The organism is Paraglaciecola sp. 20A4, from assembly GCF_011378905.1.
Classification (GTDB): Bacteria; Pseudomonadota; Gammaproteobacteria; order Enterobacterales; family Alteromonadaceae; genus Paraglaciecola.
Map to the genome: position 1 here is coordinate 437087 of NZ_WTPY01000001.1, position 18497 is coordinate 455583.

Consider the following 18497-nt stretch of genomic DNA (forward strand, 5'->3'; position numbering starts at 1 on the left):
TAATTATAATGGAGAAACCTTTTATCTGAGGCCGTACAGACGTAGTTAACTAGTCACTCTTCACAAAATTACGCTAATTACCCACTGTGGTTTACTCGCCAAGTTAAGATTCGTTTTACGTGTTAAATAACCTCAAATACTCAGCTTTTATCATCAATTAATTAAATATAATCAAACTGATAGCTATTTATATTGGGGAAAGAATTTATTGTGTAAATGTTAATATAATGATTTTTACTGTTGCAAACTTAACTGATTGGTAGGTTGAATGTCAATCTTTTGTTATACCAAATGATCAACCAATTTTGGAGTTTGTACTTGCCAATTATGAGGGCTACTTGACGCAGCCTTTATAAATCATTGGATAATGATATTTAGGTTATTAGGTTATTAGGTTTTACATTATCGTTGCAGTGGCCAACGAGCACCGGAGGGTAATTTAGGTAGGTTGTGCGTTTTTATTGGTTAAATACTTAGCTATAACTTTTTACACGATAACCTTTCGGTCAAAGAGCAGGGCAGCATCACTTTTTGGCAGCTCAATTGTTTGTTACTAATATTATTCAGCAACAATTTAGTGGCTTCTCGGCCTATTTCGTAAGGATTTTGTGTCACAACGGTAATAGGTACCTTAAAAAACTCCGCCATAGGAATATCATCAAAGCCCAATAGAGAAACATCACCAGGAATTGAAATGTTGGCAGCGTTTAGCATCGCTAACAACTCAGTAGTAATGGGGAGATGTTGAGTAAAAAATGCCGTGGGCGGATTTACTCCCTCAAGGAGGCTTTGAGGTGATGATTGAAACCCGGAATTACGATGCCAATATTGTACTAATTGCTCATCGACCGGAATGCCATAATGATTCAAGGCATCTGCGTAGCCAAGGTAACGGTCCATTCTGGATTTTACATTGGTAAAATCTTGAGTCACAAAGCAAATACGCTGATGGCCTAATGTAATTAAATATTCGGTTGCATCATATGCGGCCTTTCGATAATCAGAAATAATGATGCTTTTTTCATTTCCATCATGCTCAAGTTGAAAGTTCACGATAGGTAGGCCGTTAGCGATGTACTTATTGATTAAATCTGTATTTTTACCTGTTGGAGCAATGATAATGCCGTCAACTCGCAGTTGATACAATGCCTCTAACGATCTAGCCTCTACCTCGGGATCAACGTCTGTGTTGTATATTAATACGTTGTAATCACTTGTTTTGCAGTAGTCGTCGATGCCTCTTATCGTGCGGCTGGTATCGAAGCCCGTTATGTCTCTTACAATGACACCTATCGTTTTGGTTTTATCCAGTTTAAGGCTACGGGCAATAGGATTTGGAACATAATTTAGCTCGCTAACCGCCCGTTTTATCCGTTCTTTAGTTTTTCCAGACATATAGTCAAAGCGTCCATTTAAGTACTGAGACACGGTACTTTTCGACACTTCCGCTAAGTTAGCGACATCAATTAACTTTATTTTTGACATATATTCTTCTGTAACAAGCTCTAGCTAAACGCAGATTGACATTCTGCAAGAGTATGATAATTTTATCAACTAAATCGATTTACTAAATCGATTTATGTTTTCAAGGTTACCGTTTTTATGTATAGCATTGGTAACTACATATGAGGTAAGAAAGTGGAAATTTCGAATATTGAATACCTAGTCATCGTTGCATATCTTATGCTGATTATTGTTGTTGGCTTTGTTTTTAAACGATTCTCGGCTAACACGGACGATTATTTTAAAGGAGGCAGCAAAGGCACTTGGTGGTTAGTAGGAAGTAGTGCTTTTATGAGTGCTTTCAGTGCATGGACATTTACTGGTGCCGCTGGAATAGCCTATGAGTCCGGCTTTTCCGCTATGTTTATCTTTATTGGTAACGCCCTTGGTTTTTTCGTTAACTTTCTTTTTATGGGACCTTGGTTACGTCAAATGCGAGTAACCACATTCCCTGAGGCTATCGCCGGTCGTTTTGGTGAAACAACACGGGATTTCTACGCATACTATGAAGTGCCCGTACGTATCCTTTATTCAGCCATGGCACTTTATGGGCTCGGCATTTTTTGCTCGGCAGTGTTTGGCTACGATATTAATTATGTCATCGTGGTCTGCGGTATTGTTGTACTGCTCTATTCTGCTACAGGCGGGCGTTGGGCTGTTATGGCGACTGACTTTCTGCAGGGCTTAATTCTTGTACCTCTAACCCTAATTGTTGCTTGGCTTTGTCTAGATGCACTTGGCGGAATTGATAATTTATTTGCCGAAATTGAAGCGCAAGGTCTTACTGAGCAATACAGCATGGTCAACTCGACTACTCTCTTTGGTGGTGCTTACACTTGGGGTTGGGCGAGCGCCATGATGGCAAAACAGTTTATTGTCTTTAACTCGATGAATGCTGCCCCACGTTATTTTTCTGTCAAAGATGGACGCGAAGCGCGAAAGGCAGCGTTGCTTTGTACCATATTAATGTTGCTCGGCAGTTTTATCTGGTTCTTGCCACCTATTACTGCTCGTCTTTTATATCCTGAATTGGTGATGGCTTTCGATATCGCTAAGCCAGCTGAAGCTGCCTACGCCGTCGCCAGTATTAGTCTGTTGCCTATCGGACTGGTTGGCTTAATAGTGGTCGCTATCCTTTCTGCGACAATGAGTTCGATGGACACGGGTCTTAATACAAATGTCGCCATTCTGATAAAAGACATATATCCGAAAATGGCTCGCTTGTTGCGCTGGAAGCCTAAAGCGGAATTAGCGTTATTGCATTATGGACGTATTTTGACTTGGATTATGGGCGTGCTGATTGTTTGCTTAGCACTGTATTTTGCGCAACAAGATGGATCGGGAATATTCGATATTATGTTGCAGGTAGGCACGCTGCTTTCCATGCCTATAACCATTCCTTTGCTACTCGGTATGTTTATTCGACAAACTCCTTGGTGGGCGGCCTTACTGTCGATTGCTTGCGCGCTTGTATTTTCAAGCTTGGCTTATTTTGAGATGCCGTTGAGCTATCTTGGCTTTTCTCAAAACTACAGTGATAACTTCGAATGGAGTTTTCAGCAGCAATTCTTCGGTGTGTTAGGCACGGGGACATTTGGTTTTCTTATATCAACGCTTTTTGCGCCAGCTAAAGATTCTCCTCATCGCCAAATGGTCGATAAGTTCATTACGAATATGAAAACGCCCATCGACTTTGCAAAAGAAGTGGGTGAGGGCAATGACTTAACGCAATTGACACTGATCGGGCGTTTCGGCACTGCAGTCACAGGTTTCATCGCGTTAATGCTGGTGATACCGAATCCTATTGAGGGGAGGCTTACCATTTTAGTGCTGGCATTGATCATAGGGGCAATCAGTTTATTGATGCTCAGGGCAGGGAAAGCGCCTGCGTCATCAATAAATACTGAAGCGCAACGAGCTGACTGATAGCAGCTCGTTAATGACGCCTGCCTCATTAGCAAATTTTCACATTACAAAACAGGGATTTACCATGCCTTACTTACTTATAAATGATCAGCTTGACGTATTAAAAGCACAGCTTAAAACCACTCGAAAGGAGCACCTTACTCGCCTTCTAGAGCAATGCCGTTTATATGAAGGGGAAGTGCTTTCAAAAGAGCACCCTCATACCAGTATCACCTATATGGGAATGGCGGCGGCTAATTTAAGCTTAGCTTACCTATTAACTGAGCAAGAGCATTACCTCGAAGAAGCAAAACGTTGGATTTTTACCGCGGTTGACTATGATGTTTGGGGCTTTGGATTCCTAGTTGACGTGGATCTTAGCGCATCGTGGTTATTATATGGCTTGGGTTTATCCTATGACTGGCTCAAAGAACACTTATCTACAGAAGAGCGTGAAAAATTCCTCCGTAAGTTGATTCTTCAAGGCAATAAAATATTCGACTATGGCCAAGAAAATTTGGGACATTGTTGGTCGACCAATTATTGGCAAAACCATAACTGGATTAACTACTCAGGTTTGTTGACAACGGCCTACGCAATTCGCGAAGAACACAATGGTGCACAAGTTTGGATAGATGAGATTAAAGATAACTTTGAGAAGGTATTTGAGTATCTGCCTGAAGATGGATCAAATTACGAGGGGACAGGATATTGGCGTTATGCCATCAATTTCTTTCTTTCTGCTGCTGATTATATTCGCCAAGACGGGGGACCAAACTATTTTAATGCGGGATTCTTAAAGAACTCGTTCGATTACCGTATTTATCAATGTGCACCGAATTGGGAAGAAAATATTAATTTCGCGGATGTGCATGACAGACGAAGTTCTCATTCAATTTCAGCGTATTATAAAATTGCAGCTGAATATTCGAACGGCCATGCGCAATGGTTGGGCGAATTAGTACGCGATAAATTCCTGTTTAGAGAGGCCTATGAAAGCAAAATATTTCCTGGGATCTTGCCTGAAGCTTTTCTGGAATTGATTTGGTATAAACCGGAAATAGAACCGCAGTCTCCTGCAAGCTTGCCGCTAACGAAGTATTTTCCTGATTTAGGGCTTGTCGTTATACGGTCAAGTTGGGAAACCGATGCGACTCATCTTTCATTTAAATCAAGCCCAGCTGGAGGCCACAAACAATGGAAACTCAGCTGGGAGTTAGACAAAAAAAATCATTGGAAAACACGCAGTTTGACTCACTACCACGTCGATTTTAATCACTTTATATTGATACATAATGGCGCATCGTTAGCGATTGATGAGGGTTATAACCGAACCTCTAAAGCCGAAGTGCATAACTTGATTACGGTAGATGGCACGGGTTGCATAGGCGAGAAAATATGGCGAGAAGGTGATTTGAGTGATCCTGAGCGTTTTGATTTAAATTGCAAAGGGATCCATAACGTTTGGCGGGATGTGCCAGAAGAGGCGATCGCACAAGTAGAGGCTTTTTCAAGTGACAATGGCTATACCTTCGTCGTTGGCGAATCAAGCAAGATGTATTATCCAGAGATGGAACTCACGCGTAACGCACGACACATTATTAATAGTGAGTGTGGATACTTTATATTTTTAGATGAGCTCGAGAGTAATCTGGAACATACATACACCTGGCGTATGCACTCTGAAAGATATGCCAATGAAGTGTCGCAAGATCAGTTTGAAATTGTTAACGCCAAAGGTGCCTTAAATGTGTTTACCATTTTTCCTGAGGTGCGTGACAGCAAAGTTGATGAAACCCTAGTAGAAGAGATTATGACGCCACAGCGTCCAGATGATATTCGCCGTATCAGTTTGAAAACGTTATTGATTGAGAACCATGAGAAAAGTAAAAATGCTTACTTTATTAATGTACTTCAGCCTAAAGATGCGCTGCAAAGTAGAGTCTCTCAGGATATTTCAGTTCAGCGAATCGAAGCTGATAACTGTATCGGTGTAAAAATAACCTCCAAAAAGCACATTGAAACCTTTTTGTTTTCTAGTGAAAACAAGATCGCTTACGGTGAGATTCAAGTCGACGCAAAATGGATTTCTATTTTAACAGACAAGGCGGGAAATAAAGTGAAAACGACCCACTATGATGGCATTGCGTAGCTATCCAGAATCGGCTTTTAAGCTGACACCTAGCTGCCGCAACAAACCATAGACCATGTCCATTCAGGTGGCTGGCTACGTTGCCCGTCAAGCATGAACGATTATTTGGAAAGAATTAACATGTTAGAGAAATTTAGTTTAGTAGGTAAAGTCGCATTGGTAACCGGCTGTAAGCGCGGAATTGGCAAAGGTATTGCCTTGGGGTTAGCGGAAGCCGGGGCGGATATCATCGGTGTGTCCGCAAGTTTGCAGTCTCACGGGTCTGAAATTGAAGAGCAAGTTAATGCACTTGGGCGCAGCTTCAAAGGATATCAATGTGATTTTGCAGACCGAAAAGCGCTGTACGCATTTATTAAAACCGTCAAAGCTGATTTCCCAAAAATTGATATATTGGTCAATAACGCGGGGACCATATTACGCGCACCTGCCGTAGAGCATAGTGACGAACTTTGGGATAAGGTTATTGATGTTAATTTAAATTCTCAGTTCATCCTAAGCCGTGAGATTGGTAAAGACATGGTGGCTCGCCAAGCAGGGAAGATTATTTTCACTGCGTCATTATTAACGTTTCAAGGGGGGATTACCGTTCCTGGATATGCAGCAAGCAAAGGAGCGATAGGGCAACTTGTGATGGCACTATCAAATGAATGGGCTGGTAAGGGGGTGAATGTAAATGCAATTGCTCCAGGCTATATTGACACTGACAATACCGAAGGGTTGCGCAATGATCCTGAACGAGCCGCCTCTATTTTGGCGCGTATACCTCAGGGACGATGGGGAAACCCAGATGACTTTAAAGGCCCCGCTGTGTTTTTAGCTTCTGAAGCCGCCGCTTACGTTAATGGCGCTATCTTATTGGTTGATGGTGGTTGGATGGGGCGGTAAAGGCTAAGCCACTCTATAGGCGCATTGTGGGTGTAAGATTGATAGAGGCATGTTTTTGATTAAATCCGCAACGTATATTCAAAAAAACTGGGCGTTAGCGTGGCCGTTAGCTTTTAATGCCTTGCTTGTACAATCTATGCTACTTATTGACACCTATTTGGTTGCGCCTCTAGGGGAATTACCGGTGGCTGCAATGGGCATTGCAGCCACAATAGTGGCGTTTGTACTAGGGATAGAGATCGCTATTGGCAATGGCATTCAACTGCTCGTTGGCAGGGCTGTTGGCTCGAATAGTCGCGATGACCTTGCCGTTGCTTATTGGTCTGGGCTATTCATCAACAGTGTTACCTCGCTAGTTTTCCTTTTTGTTCTGCACTTCTTTGGCACTGAAATAGTGTCGTTCATTACTGATGATGCAGAACTGGCTAAGCTGACCGGATCCTATCTCTCGATTACCAAATATATTGTTTTGCTAACTGCATACACTCAAGTGTGTACTGCTTTTTGCAATGGAAATGGTAAGACGCAAGTACCGTTAAAAGGCTTTATGATTGAATTGCCCGTAAATGCATTGCTTAGCTATGTGTTGATAAACGGGCTTGGCGAATATCGAGGATTGGGTTTAGAAGGGGCTGCTTGGGGGAGCTTAGTCGCGGTACTTTTAAGAACGATATTCCTTTATTTTGCTTTAAAAACAGATACTGAAGTGGATTTAAGGTATCCCCATAATCGCCACTTTTGGCGGGAGTTAAGGCCTCAATACACTCAAATATATCCTATAGCAGCTAACTTTTTAGTTCTTTCCATTGGTGCGACGGTCTATCAGTTATTGTTTGCACAACTGGAACTGTACTCCTTTGTTGCTATTACCTTAATTTTTCCTTGGTTACGTGCTGCTACGCAATTCCCTAATGCTTGGGCACAAGCGTCAGGCATTACTATCAGTCAAGCGCTGGGTCAAAAAGATACCGCAGAACTAAAATTATTTATCAAGAGCTGTACTAAAGTGGGCATGACAGTCTCTGTCGTCATTGCAGGGATTTTGCTAGTCCTTAGCCAATTTATATTGTTTATATACCCCGACATCGAGCCTAATACACAAACGGCTTTGATAGTCATCGCTCCCCTGTACATCGCTTTACCTGTTATTAGGGCTTACAACACGGTTGCCGGTAATATTTTGCGTGCGCTTGGCAATAGTAATCTAGTACTGAAAATTCACGTTGTGACGCAATGGCTTATTTCGCTACCGATTTGCGCGCTTCTTATCCTCTATTTTGATGTCTCTATTTTCTGGGCATTCGCCATGATCCCCATTGAAGAGCTTCTTAAAACGTTACCCTTTCACCATTTTAAACAGCGCTATATCAGTCGGCTAAGCCCGGAATAATCACCTTCGAACGCCTAGTTTAATAACGCTTAATCAAGCCGAACCACCAATTAAACTATCAACGATACCCACTCTATCAGGACACGACACCTCGCGAGCCTAGGAATAACAATGGCATTTCTCTAAGGCGTTGCTGTTTATTGGAAAACGCTCTTTAGGTGAAATGTTATCAACTAAAAGCTGATGCTCATTAAAATAGTATTTAAAGGTAAGGAATGCGTCATAGGTTGTGTCTGTTACGACGCTAATATAGCTCGAGAGAAAAGTAAACGGGTGGGGGCTTATTAGCCATATTTGTCTATGCGTATTCTTATGAAGCAAAAATAATTAACCCCAGCACTGGGCTGGGGTTATGGGTTCCTGCTTTAGCACGCTAATGTGCTTAAACTTTCAGTCTAAGACATTAGAAGCGGTAAGTAGCGCCTGCAGTAATACGGCGGTCTGTTAAGCCTTGGTAACACAAAAGTGCACCTTCATTAATACAAGATTGCTCAACTTCAGACTCAGTGATATTGACTGCTTCAATACCAATGTTCAACTGGTCGTTAACATCGTAATTGATGCTGGCATTAAGCTGTCCTCGGTCTTCTTGAACCACAGGGAAACCCCAAGGTAGGCTAGAAGTACTGCCGAAGTCAGTTGAACGATACGCTTCACGCCATGTATAACGCATACGAGCTGAAACACCATATTTTTCGTAATACAGCGTAAAGTTATAAGCATTTTCAGACAGGTCAAGTAAACCTTGTACCGCTGTTACATCGATATCATCAACACCCGTAGACAGCGCAAACACTGTGTTTGCACGACTTGTTGCGCCATTAACCGCTTCGCCACCTGAGAATTCTTGAATGGTATAGTTAGCAATAATACCAAAACCAGATGCCCAGCCTAAATCATCTTCAAAGCTCGCTAAATCATATTGAAGTGCAAACTCAATGCCTTTTTGCGTGGTTTCCCCAGAGTCATTGATTTGAGTCGTGGTTGGTACACAAACACCCACGCCAACTTCAGGACCAAATACGTTTACATCAGCAATAGGGTTGAAAATACCGCCGCCTTCACATGGGTCGGTCAGGTCGCGATAGCCCGTGACAGAATCTTCAAACGGGTTCGATTGTTGTTGTACGAACAGGTCGGTACGTTTCTTATGGAAAAACCCAACACTCAGTACACTGGCTTCAGCGAAATACCATTCAGCTGATAAATCAAATGAGGTTACTTCTTCAGGCTGTAAACCAGGGTTACCGATTGATACTGCCGGGTTAGGGCTGGTTGAAAAGGTAACAGAGGTAGATAACTCATTAAAATCAGGACGACGAATGTCTTTACCCCAACCAGCGCGAACCACTACATCATCATGTACATCTGCCACTAAGTTAATTCGAGGTAACACAAAGTTATAATCACCCTTTGTTGTTACTTGCGACACTAATTCGTTGCCGGCGCCATCTTGGGTAATAGAGTTACCCGTTGATGTTACGTCAGTTTGAAGGTAACGAAGACCGAAGTTGCCGCGGAACATGCCATGTTCAAAATTAGCTTGGGCATATAAAGCGTGAGTTTTTTCTTCGATATCAAAGAAACCGGCCGAGCTTGATGTAGGCGCATCAATTGAAACTGAACCACCATGTTCATCGATAGCATTTTGCAAAATAGCTAGTGCACCATCTGGATCAGAAGCAACACGCTCAGCATCAAGAAGTAAGAAGTCACGAACATACAACTCACGACCATCAGCATCATTGAAGTTGTTAGGCCCTGCAACAAGAAGCTCAGAGAAAAGATCGCCTGAGGGGCTATCAGCGATATCTCGCAAACCCACGTTTGAGTTAATTTCATCGAGCATACTCGTTACTTTGCTGTAACGATAACCCACATCGACTGAGGTGATTATGCTATCTATATAGTAAGTAAAATCAGTACGGAAAGCATCTTCGCCATTTTCAGACTTATTTCGGCCGATATTAACGTCACGTAGTACAACGTTAGCAGGGTCAAGTAGTTGCTCAGAAGTGGGCGCTGTCGCATCACCTGTTGGAATACCAAAGGCTAATGCTCCACCCGTAAGGTCATATATGAAAGGTGTGCCATTCTCATTCGAATCATAAAGCTCAACCCAATCAGGATTATCCGCATTAGTTGCATTCAACTCAGCATTTGCTAGTAAAGTAGCTGAATCAAGAGGAGAATTAGGGTTGATAAAGTTAAGCGTAGTGTTAAAGCTAGGAGTCGTCGTGTCATTACTTGATGATGCTAATTCTACGCTAACCTTAACGTTTTCACCGGTCCATTCGCCACCTAATCTGTATATTTCACTTTTTGAGATGCGAGAGTTGGTATCACCTGAAAAGCGTAGATTACCGTCTGATCCGTCAGCATCAAGTGGAATAACACCTTGAGTTGCCGCTTGTATACTGCCTAGATTCACTCCATCTAGAGAACCGAAATTAACTGTTTCAAACCCTGTTGGGGCGGCGAAATCTTTAAGACCGCTGATACCAGATGCTTGAATTCTAGAGCTTTCTTGTCGGCGTTCTTGATCGTTAATAACCACGTCAAAGAAAAACTTGGTATTGTCATTGGGGGCGAATTCTAACGTGCCGGCAAAGTTTTTGGTTTCATATTCATAGTTATCGTAATCTTGTACGAAGAATTGAATAGGTAAATAATCGAATGATTGCGCGCTAGCAACACCGCTAGCAGAAGCTACTGAGTTGTCCCGGTCAGTTCGAGGGCGGAATGCAGTCACATCTTGCTCAGAATAGCTGGCACTAAATACAGCCCCAAACCTACCTGCGTCTAATTCCCAATTGTCACCAAAGGTGCCTGATAATCTTGGCGTAAATGTGCTATCGGTTGTAAGGCTACTATTTTCGCCTTGCACTCTGACTGAAGCCAGTGCTTCGTCCAACTGCAGTGGGCGAATAGTTCTTAGATTTACAGTACCACCAACAGATCCTTCAATGGTCTTCGCTGAAGGCGCCTTGGTGACTTCAACGGCAGAGATAATAGCGGCTGAAACATCTTCAAAATTGATTCCGCTACGGCCAGAACCAGACCCTACAGTAGACACACCATTGATTTCGGTGCGGTTTGCGTTAGTACCACGGATTTGTACACCAGTACCCACACCTGCTGTTCTTGTAATTTGGACGCCGGTAACGTTCTCTAAAACCTCAGCTAAGTTTTGGTCGGGCAGTTTACCTATATCTTCTGATTGAATAATTTCAACTAGGTTGCTCGCATCGCGTTTTTCTGCAAGCGCATTTGTTAATGAGCTACGAATGCCGGAAACCTGAATTATTTCAGTTTCATCGACCTCAGTTTCTGGCTGATTTTGTTGAGCTAGGGCCGAGGATGCGAAATTCAGCGAAGTTGCTGCTAAAACCGCTAAGGATATTCTAGATAGTTTGTGCGTCATTTTGTGTCTCCGTGGGCAGCGATTAAAGAGCCTCAATGAATCCCCCTAACACCACTTCGTTAATTTATAGTTTTTGCACCTTGCAACATCAAGATTACATAAGGCCTGCAAAACGCTAACAAGGTTGTTACAAAAGTATTCTAAAAAAACAAATTGGTCAACCCTCAGTCTATTATATTCAGCTCTTTCAAAAACATTTTGGTTATACCAGTTTACAGTAAATTGGTTTACCAAAATATTTTCATTACCAGTTTTATGGTTAAAATATCATATATAACAATGATTTGGGTTATTTTTATTTTTAGTTTTAGGTGCTGGGGAAAGCTCTATTTTTAGTTAAAATAAGCACATTTACTTTTTACTTTTATTCGCTAGGCTGGACATCAATATAAAAATGGTCATAATGATTTTGTTAACAAATGAGCAACTATTAAGACTTATTGGTAATAGACATGCCAGTTTATACCGTTATTAAAAAACGACAGAAGAGACGGATGTATCCCAGTTGTGTCAGTAACTACTGCACCATAGAGCACAGATAGTTAATCAGGGACGGATGATGAATTCTTATTTATCTTAAGAGATCAGCGTTTGGTTAACCTGTCATATATTGAACCTCTCAATAACCTGTGAATTGGTCACATATAAAAAAGTAGATTTAGATGAAAATAGAACCATTAAGTATAGATTCCTTGCGCCAACTTTCGAGCACTATAAAAAGACCGAGTTACAAACCTGCCTCAATCACCTCAGGTATTGTTCACTTTGGTATAGGTAATTTTCATCGCGCCCATCAGGCAGTCTATTGCGACATATTGTTGAATCAGGGGGAAACCCAGTGGGGTATAACCGGTATTTCAATGCGCTCGCCTGGTATGCGAGACAATCTTAGCCCGCAGAATTTTTTGTATACTTTAGCGACACTAAGTGAGACTACAAGTTATCGAATCATCGGTGCAATTCAAGATATTTTAGTGGCTGCAGAATCTTCCCAGTCAGTGATTGACGCAGTGGCAAACAACCAAACTCAATTAGTTACTACCACTATAACGGAAAAAGGTTATTACCTAACGAGTGGAGAGATTGACCAGAGTAATAATGAAATTGCCCAAGATCTTAAATCACTTAAAGTGCCGCAAACGACGTACGGATATCTGGCTGCTGCATTGATTAAGCGTTGTGCAAATAAAGGTAGCCCGTTAACTATTCTATGTTGCGACAACATGCATGCTGGCGGAGAACATCTTTTGCGGGGCGTACAGATGCTCTTGGAACGTCACAGCCGTGAAACACTAAACTGGGTTAAATTAAACGTAGCTTTTAGCTCATCAATGGTAGACCGAGTGACTCCTGCGACTGATCAGCGATTAAAAGATAGGGTGTCAGAGCAACTTGGGTTATACGACGCTGCGCCAGTGGCTGCAGAGCCATTCACTCAGTGGATTATTGAGAACCGCTTTGCTGGTGCTCGTCCTCCCTTTGATCGTGCAGGTGCACTTTTCGTGGATGATATTGGTCCCTACGAGCGAATTAAACTGCGCTTCTTAAATGCGGGGCATTCTATACTCGCTGCACTAGGGTACCTCGCGGGTGATCAGTTTATTCATCAAGCACTTCAGCGCCAAAAGCTTGCCCTATTTGCTGAACAAGCACTTAAGCAAAATGTGATGCCAGTAACTCCTGTGCCAAAAGGTGTCAGTGGCGAAACGTATATCGATCAGGTGCTCACGCGCTTTCACAATGGCAATCTGCCTTACGCAGTATTGCAGGTTGGCACCGACAGCTCACAGAAAATTCAACAACGATTACTACCGACCATTGATGATGCGCTTAACCATGAGGGAGAGACATCTTATCTGGCTTTCGCTCTTTCGGCTTGGGTTTGTTTCATACGTAAAGCGCTGGTAAACAATGATCTAAATGATCCTATGCGCGATGAATTCGCACAGGTCATATCCCAGAGTGACTCTGGTGATATAGAGAGCTTTCTAACACTAGCTGGTGCGAACAAATTTCGCTTTTTCAGTGACACCGCTTTTATGGCGTTGGTGCAACAGTTTCACCGCAGTATTAATGACGTTGGCGTAGAGCGAGCGATAGATACCTTTTTTAATCACTACAAATAGAGAAACGATTATGCGCGAATCCTGGAGATGGTTTGGACCAAACGATCCTGTGACCATAGAAGAAATAAGACAGACGGGTGCCACTGACGTGGTCAGCGCTCTGCATACAATACCAACCGGTGAGATCTGGACTACGGCGGCAATTCGCCAGCATCAGTCATTAATAGAAGACTGCGAAACTGATCTAGCGCCGCTTAAGTGGAGTGTGGTTGAAAGCATACCCGTTCATGAGGACATTAAATTAGCGCGTTCTGGCCATGAAAAATATATAGAGAATTGGATTGTGTCGATGGAAAATCTGGCTCAATGTGGTATCAAAACCATCTGCTACAATTTCATGCCTGTTATTGATTGGACGCGAACGGATCTCAACTTTAAGCTTTCCAGTGGCGCTTATGCACTGCGTTTTGACCAGAAAAAATTTGCTGCTTTCGATCTTTTTATTCTTAAACGCGAAAATGCTGAGGTTGAATATAGTGCGCAAGAAATCGCTGAAGCTAAGCACGTTTTTGATGATATGTCTGAAACAGAGCGCTCAAAGTTAACAAATAATATTATTGCTGGTTTGCCAGGCAGAATGACTGATAGTTATGGTATCGATGATTTTCGTGCAATGCTTGCTAATTATAAAGATGTTAGCAGTGATATCTTGCGCACGAACTTATTCGCGTTTCTTTCTAAAGTGCTACCCCGTGCTGAAGCCATGGGGGTTAAGTTGGCTATCCATCCAGACGATCCTCCTCGAGATATGCTAGGTCTACCACGCATTATATGCACGGCTGATGATTTAGAGTTGTTGTTTGACGCTCTGCCGAGTTCGTCAAACGGAATTACGTTGTGTGTGGGTACTTACAGCAGCCGCCCGGACAATGACTTGCCTGCTATGGCGAAGCAATTTGGACCACGTATTCACTTTTCACATTTGCGTGGTGTCAGTCGTGATCCTGACGAACAACGTTCTTTTTTTGAGGCCAGTCATCTCGATAGCGATATCGATATGGTGCAAGTGATAAAGGAATTGTTAAATGAAGAAACAAGGCGCTCAGACGAAAAACTGGCGGGGGAAAATATTGAATTCCAAGACATTTTTATCCGACCTGATCACGGTCACCAAATGATGGGAGATATTGGTAAAACCGTAAATCCTGGTTACTCGGGCATCGGGCGACTCAAAGGACTGGCTGAAGTTCGGGGTGTGATTCGAGCACTATCCGCTACAAAATAGCAATATCACTCGTTAGCAGGTACCGTCTTTTTTGAGTGTGTGCCTGCAACTTCTTACGAATTGTATCGCATTAAGTAAAGATTAAATTCGTCATTCTCTGGTTACGATAACTGCCGGTGCACACTAAAATGAATAATATAAAAACGTTTTTTAAATCATTACTACCTGGAATATTCTTGTTTGGATTTACCGTCGGCACGGGCAGTGTCACTGCGATGGCAAAAGCTGGCGCAGATTACGGCATGTCCTTGCTTTGGACCATTTTTATTTCCTGTGCTATTACCTATTTTCTAATTCACCTATTTGGCAAGTTTACCTTGGTCACGGGTTTGACGGCGCTGCAATCATTTAAACGGCATATTCACCCAGCGGTGAGCATATTTTTTATTGTCGCCCTTACCACCCAGATATGTGGAAGTGTTATTGGCGTGATGGGCATTTTAGCGGATGTCTGTTTCGAGTGGTCGAAGAATTTTATCGATGGTGGTGTTTCACCCATCTACTTCGCCCTCTTTTTCATCGCCTTTGTCTATATGATTTTTTTAGTTGGAAGAACGGAAGTATTTGAAAAAGTATTAGCCATTTTTGTTGGCATTATGGCCCTATGTTTTTTAATTAATTTTGTTATTTTAATGCCCCCCGCTTTGGAAATATTAAAGGGCATGGTGCCCAATGTGCCCGATACTGGGGCAGATAAAAACTCATTTCTAGTGATAGCGTCTATGGTGGGAACCACAGTTTTTTCTGGGTTGTTTATATTACGCACCATTCTTGTTAAAGAAGCTGGTTGGACTATGGCCGACTTGAAGACCCAAAATAGAGATGCGCTGTTTTCGGCATTTTTGATGTTTATCGTTAGTACCTCAATAATGGCAGCAGCAGCTGGCTCGTTATATATTAAGGGGATTACATTGGTAAACGTAACCCAAATGATCAACCTGCTGGAACCGCTAGCGGGCTCTGCTGCCGTGGCTATTTTTACTATCGGACTGATAGCTGCTGGTGTGTCGTCGCAGTTCCCTAATGTGGCATTGCTACCTTGGTTACTGGACGACTTTCATGAACGTAAACCAAATCTTAAGAGACCAAGCTATCGAATTATGGCGTTAGTCATCTCCTTGTTAGGACTAATCGTACCTATATTTAATGCTAAGCCCATTGCCGTTATGGTCAGCTCGCAGGCGTTTGGGGCATTAGTGTTGCCTGCGACGGTTGGGTGTATCGTCTACATAGGCAATAAAAAGAACTTAATGGGCGAGCACAAGTTTTCAACGATAACTAACGTTATATTATCGATGATTTTTATCTTCGCTTTGGTCATGAGTTATATGAGCTACCATGGAATCGTCTCTACTTTGCAGGCGCTGTAACGTGAAAATTAGCTGGGTTGGCCTCGTTGTCTGCCCACTTTAGACAAAACCCAATTACACCTTGGTAATATTTTAAATCTCATTGGCTGGTGGATTTACTGTGCATCTGCTCATGAAGTAATGGAAATAGAATTATGAATCAAATTATTAAGTTTACTGCTAATCGTGTTTGGCGAACGTATCAGGGGGGGAAGCTGCTCGATACGATTGAAGGTAAAGAAACGCCTGAGGATTCGAGCTTCCCTGAAGACTGGATTGGTTCAACCGTTCAAGCACGTAATGTCGGTCGCGAGCATGTGACGGAAGGTTTAGCGATGGTTAACGATGACGACGGACAGTCAGTGCCGTTTCGTGATTTACTCAAACGAGATCAGCAATATTTCTTGGGAAGTGCTAAAGGCTCGACACGCTCGTTGGACGATATTCCGCTGGTTAAATATTTAGATAGTGCTACGCGTTTACACTTTCAAGCCCATCCTACTCGGGCTTTCGCTCAAGAGCGACTTGGGTTACCGCGAGGAAAGACCGAAGCTTATGTTATTTTGGAAACGCGAGACGACGTGAGCGAGCCATATATCTACGCGGGTTTTCAGCGCCCACCTAGTCGTGAGCAATTAAAAGAATGGATTGAAACGCAGGATATCGAATCGATAGAAAGTTGTTTTGATCGCATACCCGTAAAGCCTGGCGACGTGTTTCTGCTGCCAGGAGGTCGTCCACACGCTCTAGGCGAAGGCATACTCATGCTGGAAATTATGGAACCGTCGGATTTGGCCGTAAGGTTTGAATTTGAGCGCTGTGGATATGTGATCCCCGAGCAGGCAAGATTCATGGACAGAGGGATTGAAACGGCGCTAGATGTATTTAATTTTGAGCCAATTCCTGCAGATAAAGTCGATGCCGAATTTCGTTGTCTTCCTAAAGAGCTTACTACCGATGAGCAGGGTAACTGCCTTGAAGAGCTTATTGGGGCTGATAAAACAAGCTGTTTTACGGTCAAGCGCGCTTCGGTCAATGGCAGCTTTTCTCGTCATGAACAGGCTTTTTTCTATGGTGTTGTAACACAGGGTTCTGGGACGCTTAGAATTGGCGATGAAGTGACGCAACTGAATCGTTGGGAACGTTTTTTCTGTCCTGCTGGGGTAAGCAATTTTCAGTACGAATCAGAAGCGGGTATGTCTATCTTAGAATGTTATCCGGGGAATAGTTGATAACGAAAATTAGCACAATGTAAAAGCACAATAAGCATGTGAGTAACAAGTTTATTGTGCTGGTGTGAGTATATGTCGGCAGGGCAGGGATAAATCTAGCCCCATCAACATAGAAAAATAATAACCGTTGGAAACTAGTTACGAGGTTTCTTGGCGGGTCCTGTCACCAAGCGCGAGAAGGATACTTGTGTATAGTCGCCGTTTTTCTTATCTGTTTCCCAATCACCAGTTCCCAAACATGCGGGATACCACATACCTGGATCATCTTTAATACTGCATTGATCATAAGCTCCAGCTTTAAAGAAATTAGCATCACCAGCATATCCACTTGGGTGATCGAGTTTATCAATGTTGCCATTTGCGTCGATGTTGTTAGCAAGATTGATGGCATATTTTTTTGTGCCGTGACGAGCGCTGGTGAAAGTTAAATACATAGTATTTTGGTATACATTCACTTCGTAGCTAAAGGTTTCATCAAGAGCAATACCCTGCTCACCAGGATCTGCTGCTTCGTCCCATGGTGTTCCCCAGACTGAATAGCTGATGTCTTGTCTGTCAGGATCCTCTTTTTCGAGATTCCGTTCGTAGTTCCAAAAAACTGAACCGTATTCATGGTCTGGCCATTTTTTAAAGTAGATTTTTAAGGGTTCATTGCCATAACCGTAACCTTCGCCTTCGGCAACTAAGGTTTTGTCTTTAGTGGCATGAATTTGACCGACTACCACTGAATAAGCAGGGGGTTTATTGGGATAGGTAGCACGTTTAGCCACGTGGTTAACCTGTAGAGTGGCCTGCAGATTGCCACCTGTCTGGCCGTATTGGTCAGCTCGTTTATTGGCTGCTAATGAAAAGTTATTCGCAAAACCATCACTTCTACCATTTATGCCACCTACGACTTGATGTAATTCACTACGGGTATTAGATGAGTTGGGGGTAGTGAAGGCTTTATTAGGCGTAGCAAACACCATATTACCCTGCGCGTCTAAATAAAAATAATCAGGGTGTTGATAAGTTTGTATTTGCTCAACACTTATACCATCGACTTTACCATCATTGTTACTGTCGGTAGGGATGGTCATTTTCCAATGGGTTAAATCAAATTTATCTGCTGGCACCATAGGTTGTTTTTCATTGGTATTATCAGTTGCATTACATCCTGATAAGGCAAAAACGCATATTGCAATGGCACTGCAAGGGAATAGTATTTTTTTTACATTCATTATTTATACTCCATTAATGATGATAAAAGGTGTCGAATATGTAGTGGCTAGAAGATAAAAACTGCTCAATAAAATTGGGCTTAACA

11 protein-coding genes are annotated in these 18497 nt (G+C 42.5%); 8 read left to right on the plus strand and 3 right to left on the minus strand.

What is annotated here, in order from left to right; translation table 11 throughout:
• Positions 1-477 precede the first annotated feature (477 nt).
• Positions 478-1485, minus strand: a complete 1008-nt coding sequence (locus tag GQS54_RS01800) for a LacI family DNA-binding transcriptional regulator (protein ID WP_166422282.1) — start codon at positions 1483-1485, stop codon at positions 478-480.
• A gap of 153 nt (positions 1486-1638) precedes the next feature.
• Here GQS54_RS01800 and GQS54_RS01805 point away from each other — a divergent pair, with 153 nt between their 5' ends.
• The 4 genes from GQS54_RS01805 to GQS54_RS01820 all read left to right on the plus strand — a co-directional run bounded on the left by GQS54_RS01805 (position 1639) and on the right by GQS54_RS01820 (position 7835).
• Complete coding sequence (locus GQS54_RS01805; RefSeq protein WP_166422283.1) at positions 1639-3429, plus strand: hypothetical protein; 1791 nt, start codon at positions 1639-1641, stop codon at positions 3427-3429.
• Between the two features lie 64 nt (positions 3430-3493).
• Positions 3494-5560 (plus strand): DUF4962 domain-containing protein, encoded by a 2067-nt coding sequence (locus GQS54_RS01810; protein ID WP_166422284.1) that lies wholly within the window; start codon positions 3494-3496, stop codon positions 5558-5560.
• A gap of 120 nt (positions 5561-5680) precedes the next feature.
• The gene (locus GQS54_RS01815; protein WP_166422285.1) at positions 5681-6445 is read left to right on the plus strand and encodes a 2,5-didehydro-3-deoxy-L-galactonate 5-reductase; all 765 of its coding nucleotides are present in this window, start codon (positions 5681-5683) and stop codon (positions 6443-6445) included.
• 55 nt (positions 6446-6500) lie between these two features.
• Positions 6501-7835, plus strand: coding sequence for an MATE family efflux transporter (locus GQS54_RS01820; RefSeq protein WP_240919795.1), 1335 nt, complete (start codon positions 6501-6503; stop codon positions 7833-7835).
• 403 nt (positions 7836-8238) lie between these two features.
• Here GQS54_RS01820 and GQS54_RS01825 read toward each other — a convergent pair whose 3' ends face one another.
• Positions 8239-11259 (minus strand): TonB-dependent receptor, encoded by a 3021-nt coding sequence (locus tag GQS54_RS01825; RefSeq protein ID WP_166422287.1) that lies wholly within the window; start codon positions 11257-11259, stop codon positions 8239-8241.
• Between the two features lie 662 nt (positions 11260-11921).
• On the opposite strand from GQS54_RS01825, the gene GQS54_RS01830 reads away from it, so the two are divergent.
• From GQS54_RS01830 to GQS54_RS01845, 4 genes are all read left to right on the plus strand, one after another.
• Positions 11922-13385: a mannitol dehydrogenase family protein gene (locus tag GQS54_RS01830; protein ID WP_166422288.1), complete on the plus strand. Its 1464-nt coding sequence runs from the start codon at positions 11922-11924 to the stop codon at positions 13383-13385.
• A gap of 10 nt (positions 13386-13395) precedes the next feature.
• Positions 13396-14610: a mannonate dehydratase gene (gene uxuA / locus GQS54_RS01835; protein WP_166422289.1), complete on the plus strand. Its 1215-nt coding sequence runs from the start codon at positions 13396-13398 to the stop codon at positions 14608-14610.
• A 128-nt stretch (positions 14611-14738) separates the two neighbouring features.
• Complete coding sequence (locus tag GQS54_RS01840) at positions 14739-15980, plus strand: Nramp family divalent metal transporter (RefSeq protein WP_166422290.1); 1242 nt, start codon at positions 14739-14741, stop codon at positions 15978-15980.
• A 134-nt stretch (positions 15981-16114) separates the two neighbouring features.
• Positions 16115-17191: a class I mannose-6-phosphate isomerase gene (locus GQS54_RS01845; protein WP_166422291.1), complete on the plus strand. Its 1077-nt coding sequence runs from the start codon at positions 16115-16117 to the stop codon at positions 17189-17191.
• Between the two features lie 134 nt (positions 17192-17325).
• On the opposite strand, the gene GQS54_RS01850 is transcribed toward GQS54_RS01845, so the two are convergent.
• Positions 17326-18411: a polysaccharide lyase family 7 protein gene (locus tag GQS54_RS01850; RefSeq protein ID WP_166422292.1), complete on the minus strand. Its 1086-nt coding sequence runs from the start codon at positions 18409-18411 to the stop codon at positions 17326-17328.
• Positions 18412-18497: the final 86 nt, after the last annotated feature.

Excerpts from the sequence above, each read along its gene's own strand:
- GQS54_RS01840 (WP_166422290.1), top strand. The coding sequence starts at position 14,739 with ATGAATAATATAAAAACGTTTTTTAAATCATTACTACCTGGAATATTC.
- GQS54_RS01810 (WP_166422284.1), top strand. The coding sequence starts at position 3,494 with ATGCCTTACTTACTTATAAATGATCAGCTTGACGTATTAAAAGCACAG.
- GQS54_RS01845 (WP_166422291.1), top strand. The coding sequence starts at position 16,115 with ATGAATCAAATTATTAAGTTTACTGCTAATCGTGTTTGGCGAACGTAT.
- GQS54_RS01850 (WP_166422292.1), bottom strand. The coding sequence starts at position 18,411 with ATGAATGTAAAAAAAATACTATTCCCTTGCAGTGCCATTGCAATATGC.
- uxuA (WP_166422289.1), top strand. The coding sequence starts at position 13,396 with ATGCGCGAATCCTGGAGATGGTTTGGACCAAACGATCCTGTGACCATA.
- GQS54_RS01830 (WP_166422288.1), top strand. The coding sequence starts at position 11,922 with ATGAAAATAGAACCATTAAGTATAGATTCCTTGCGCCAACTTTCGAGC.
- GQS54_RS01825 (WP_166422287.1), bottom strand. The coding sequence starts at position 11,259 with ATGACGCACAAACTATCTAGAATATCCTTAGCGGTTTTAGCAGCAACT.
- GQS54_RS01800 (WP_166422282.1), bottom strand. The coding sequence starts at position 1,485 with ATGTCAAAAATAAAGTTAATTGATGTCGCTAACTTAGCGGAAGTGTCG.
- GQS54_RS01815 (WP_166422285.1), top strand. The coding sequence starts at position 5,681 with ATGTTAGAGAAATTTAGTTTAGTAGGTAAAGTCGCATTGGTAACCGGC.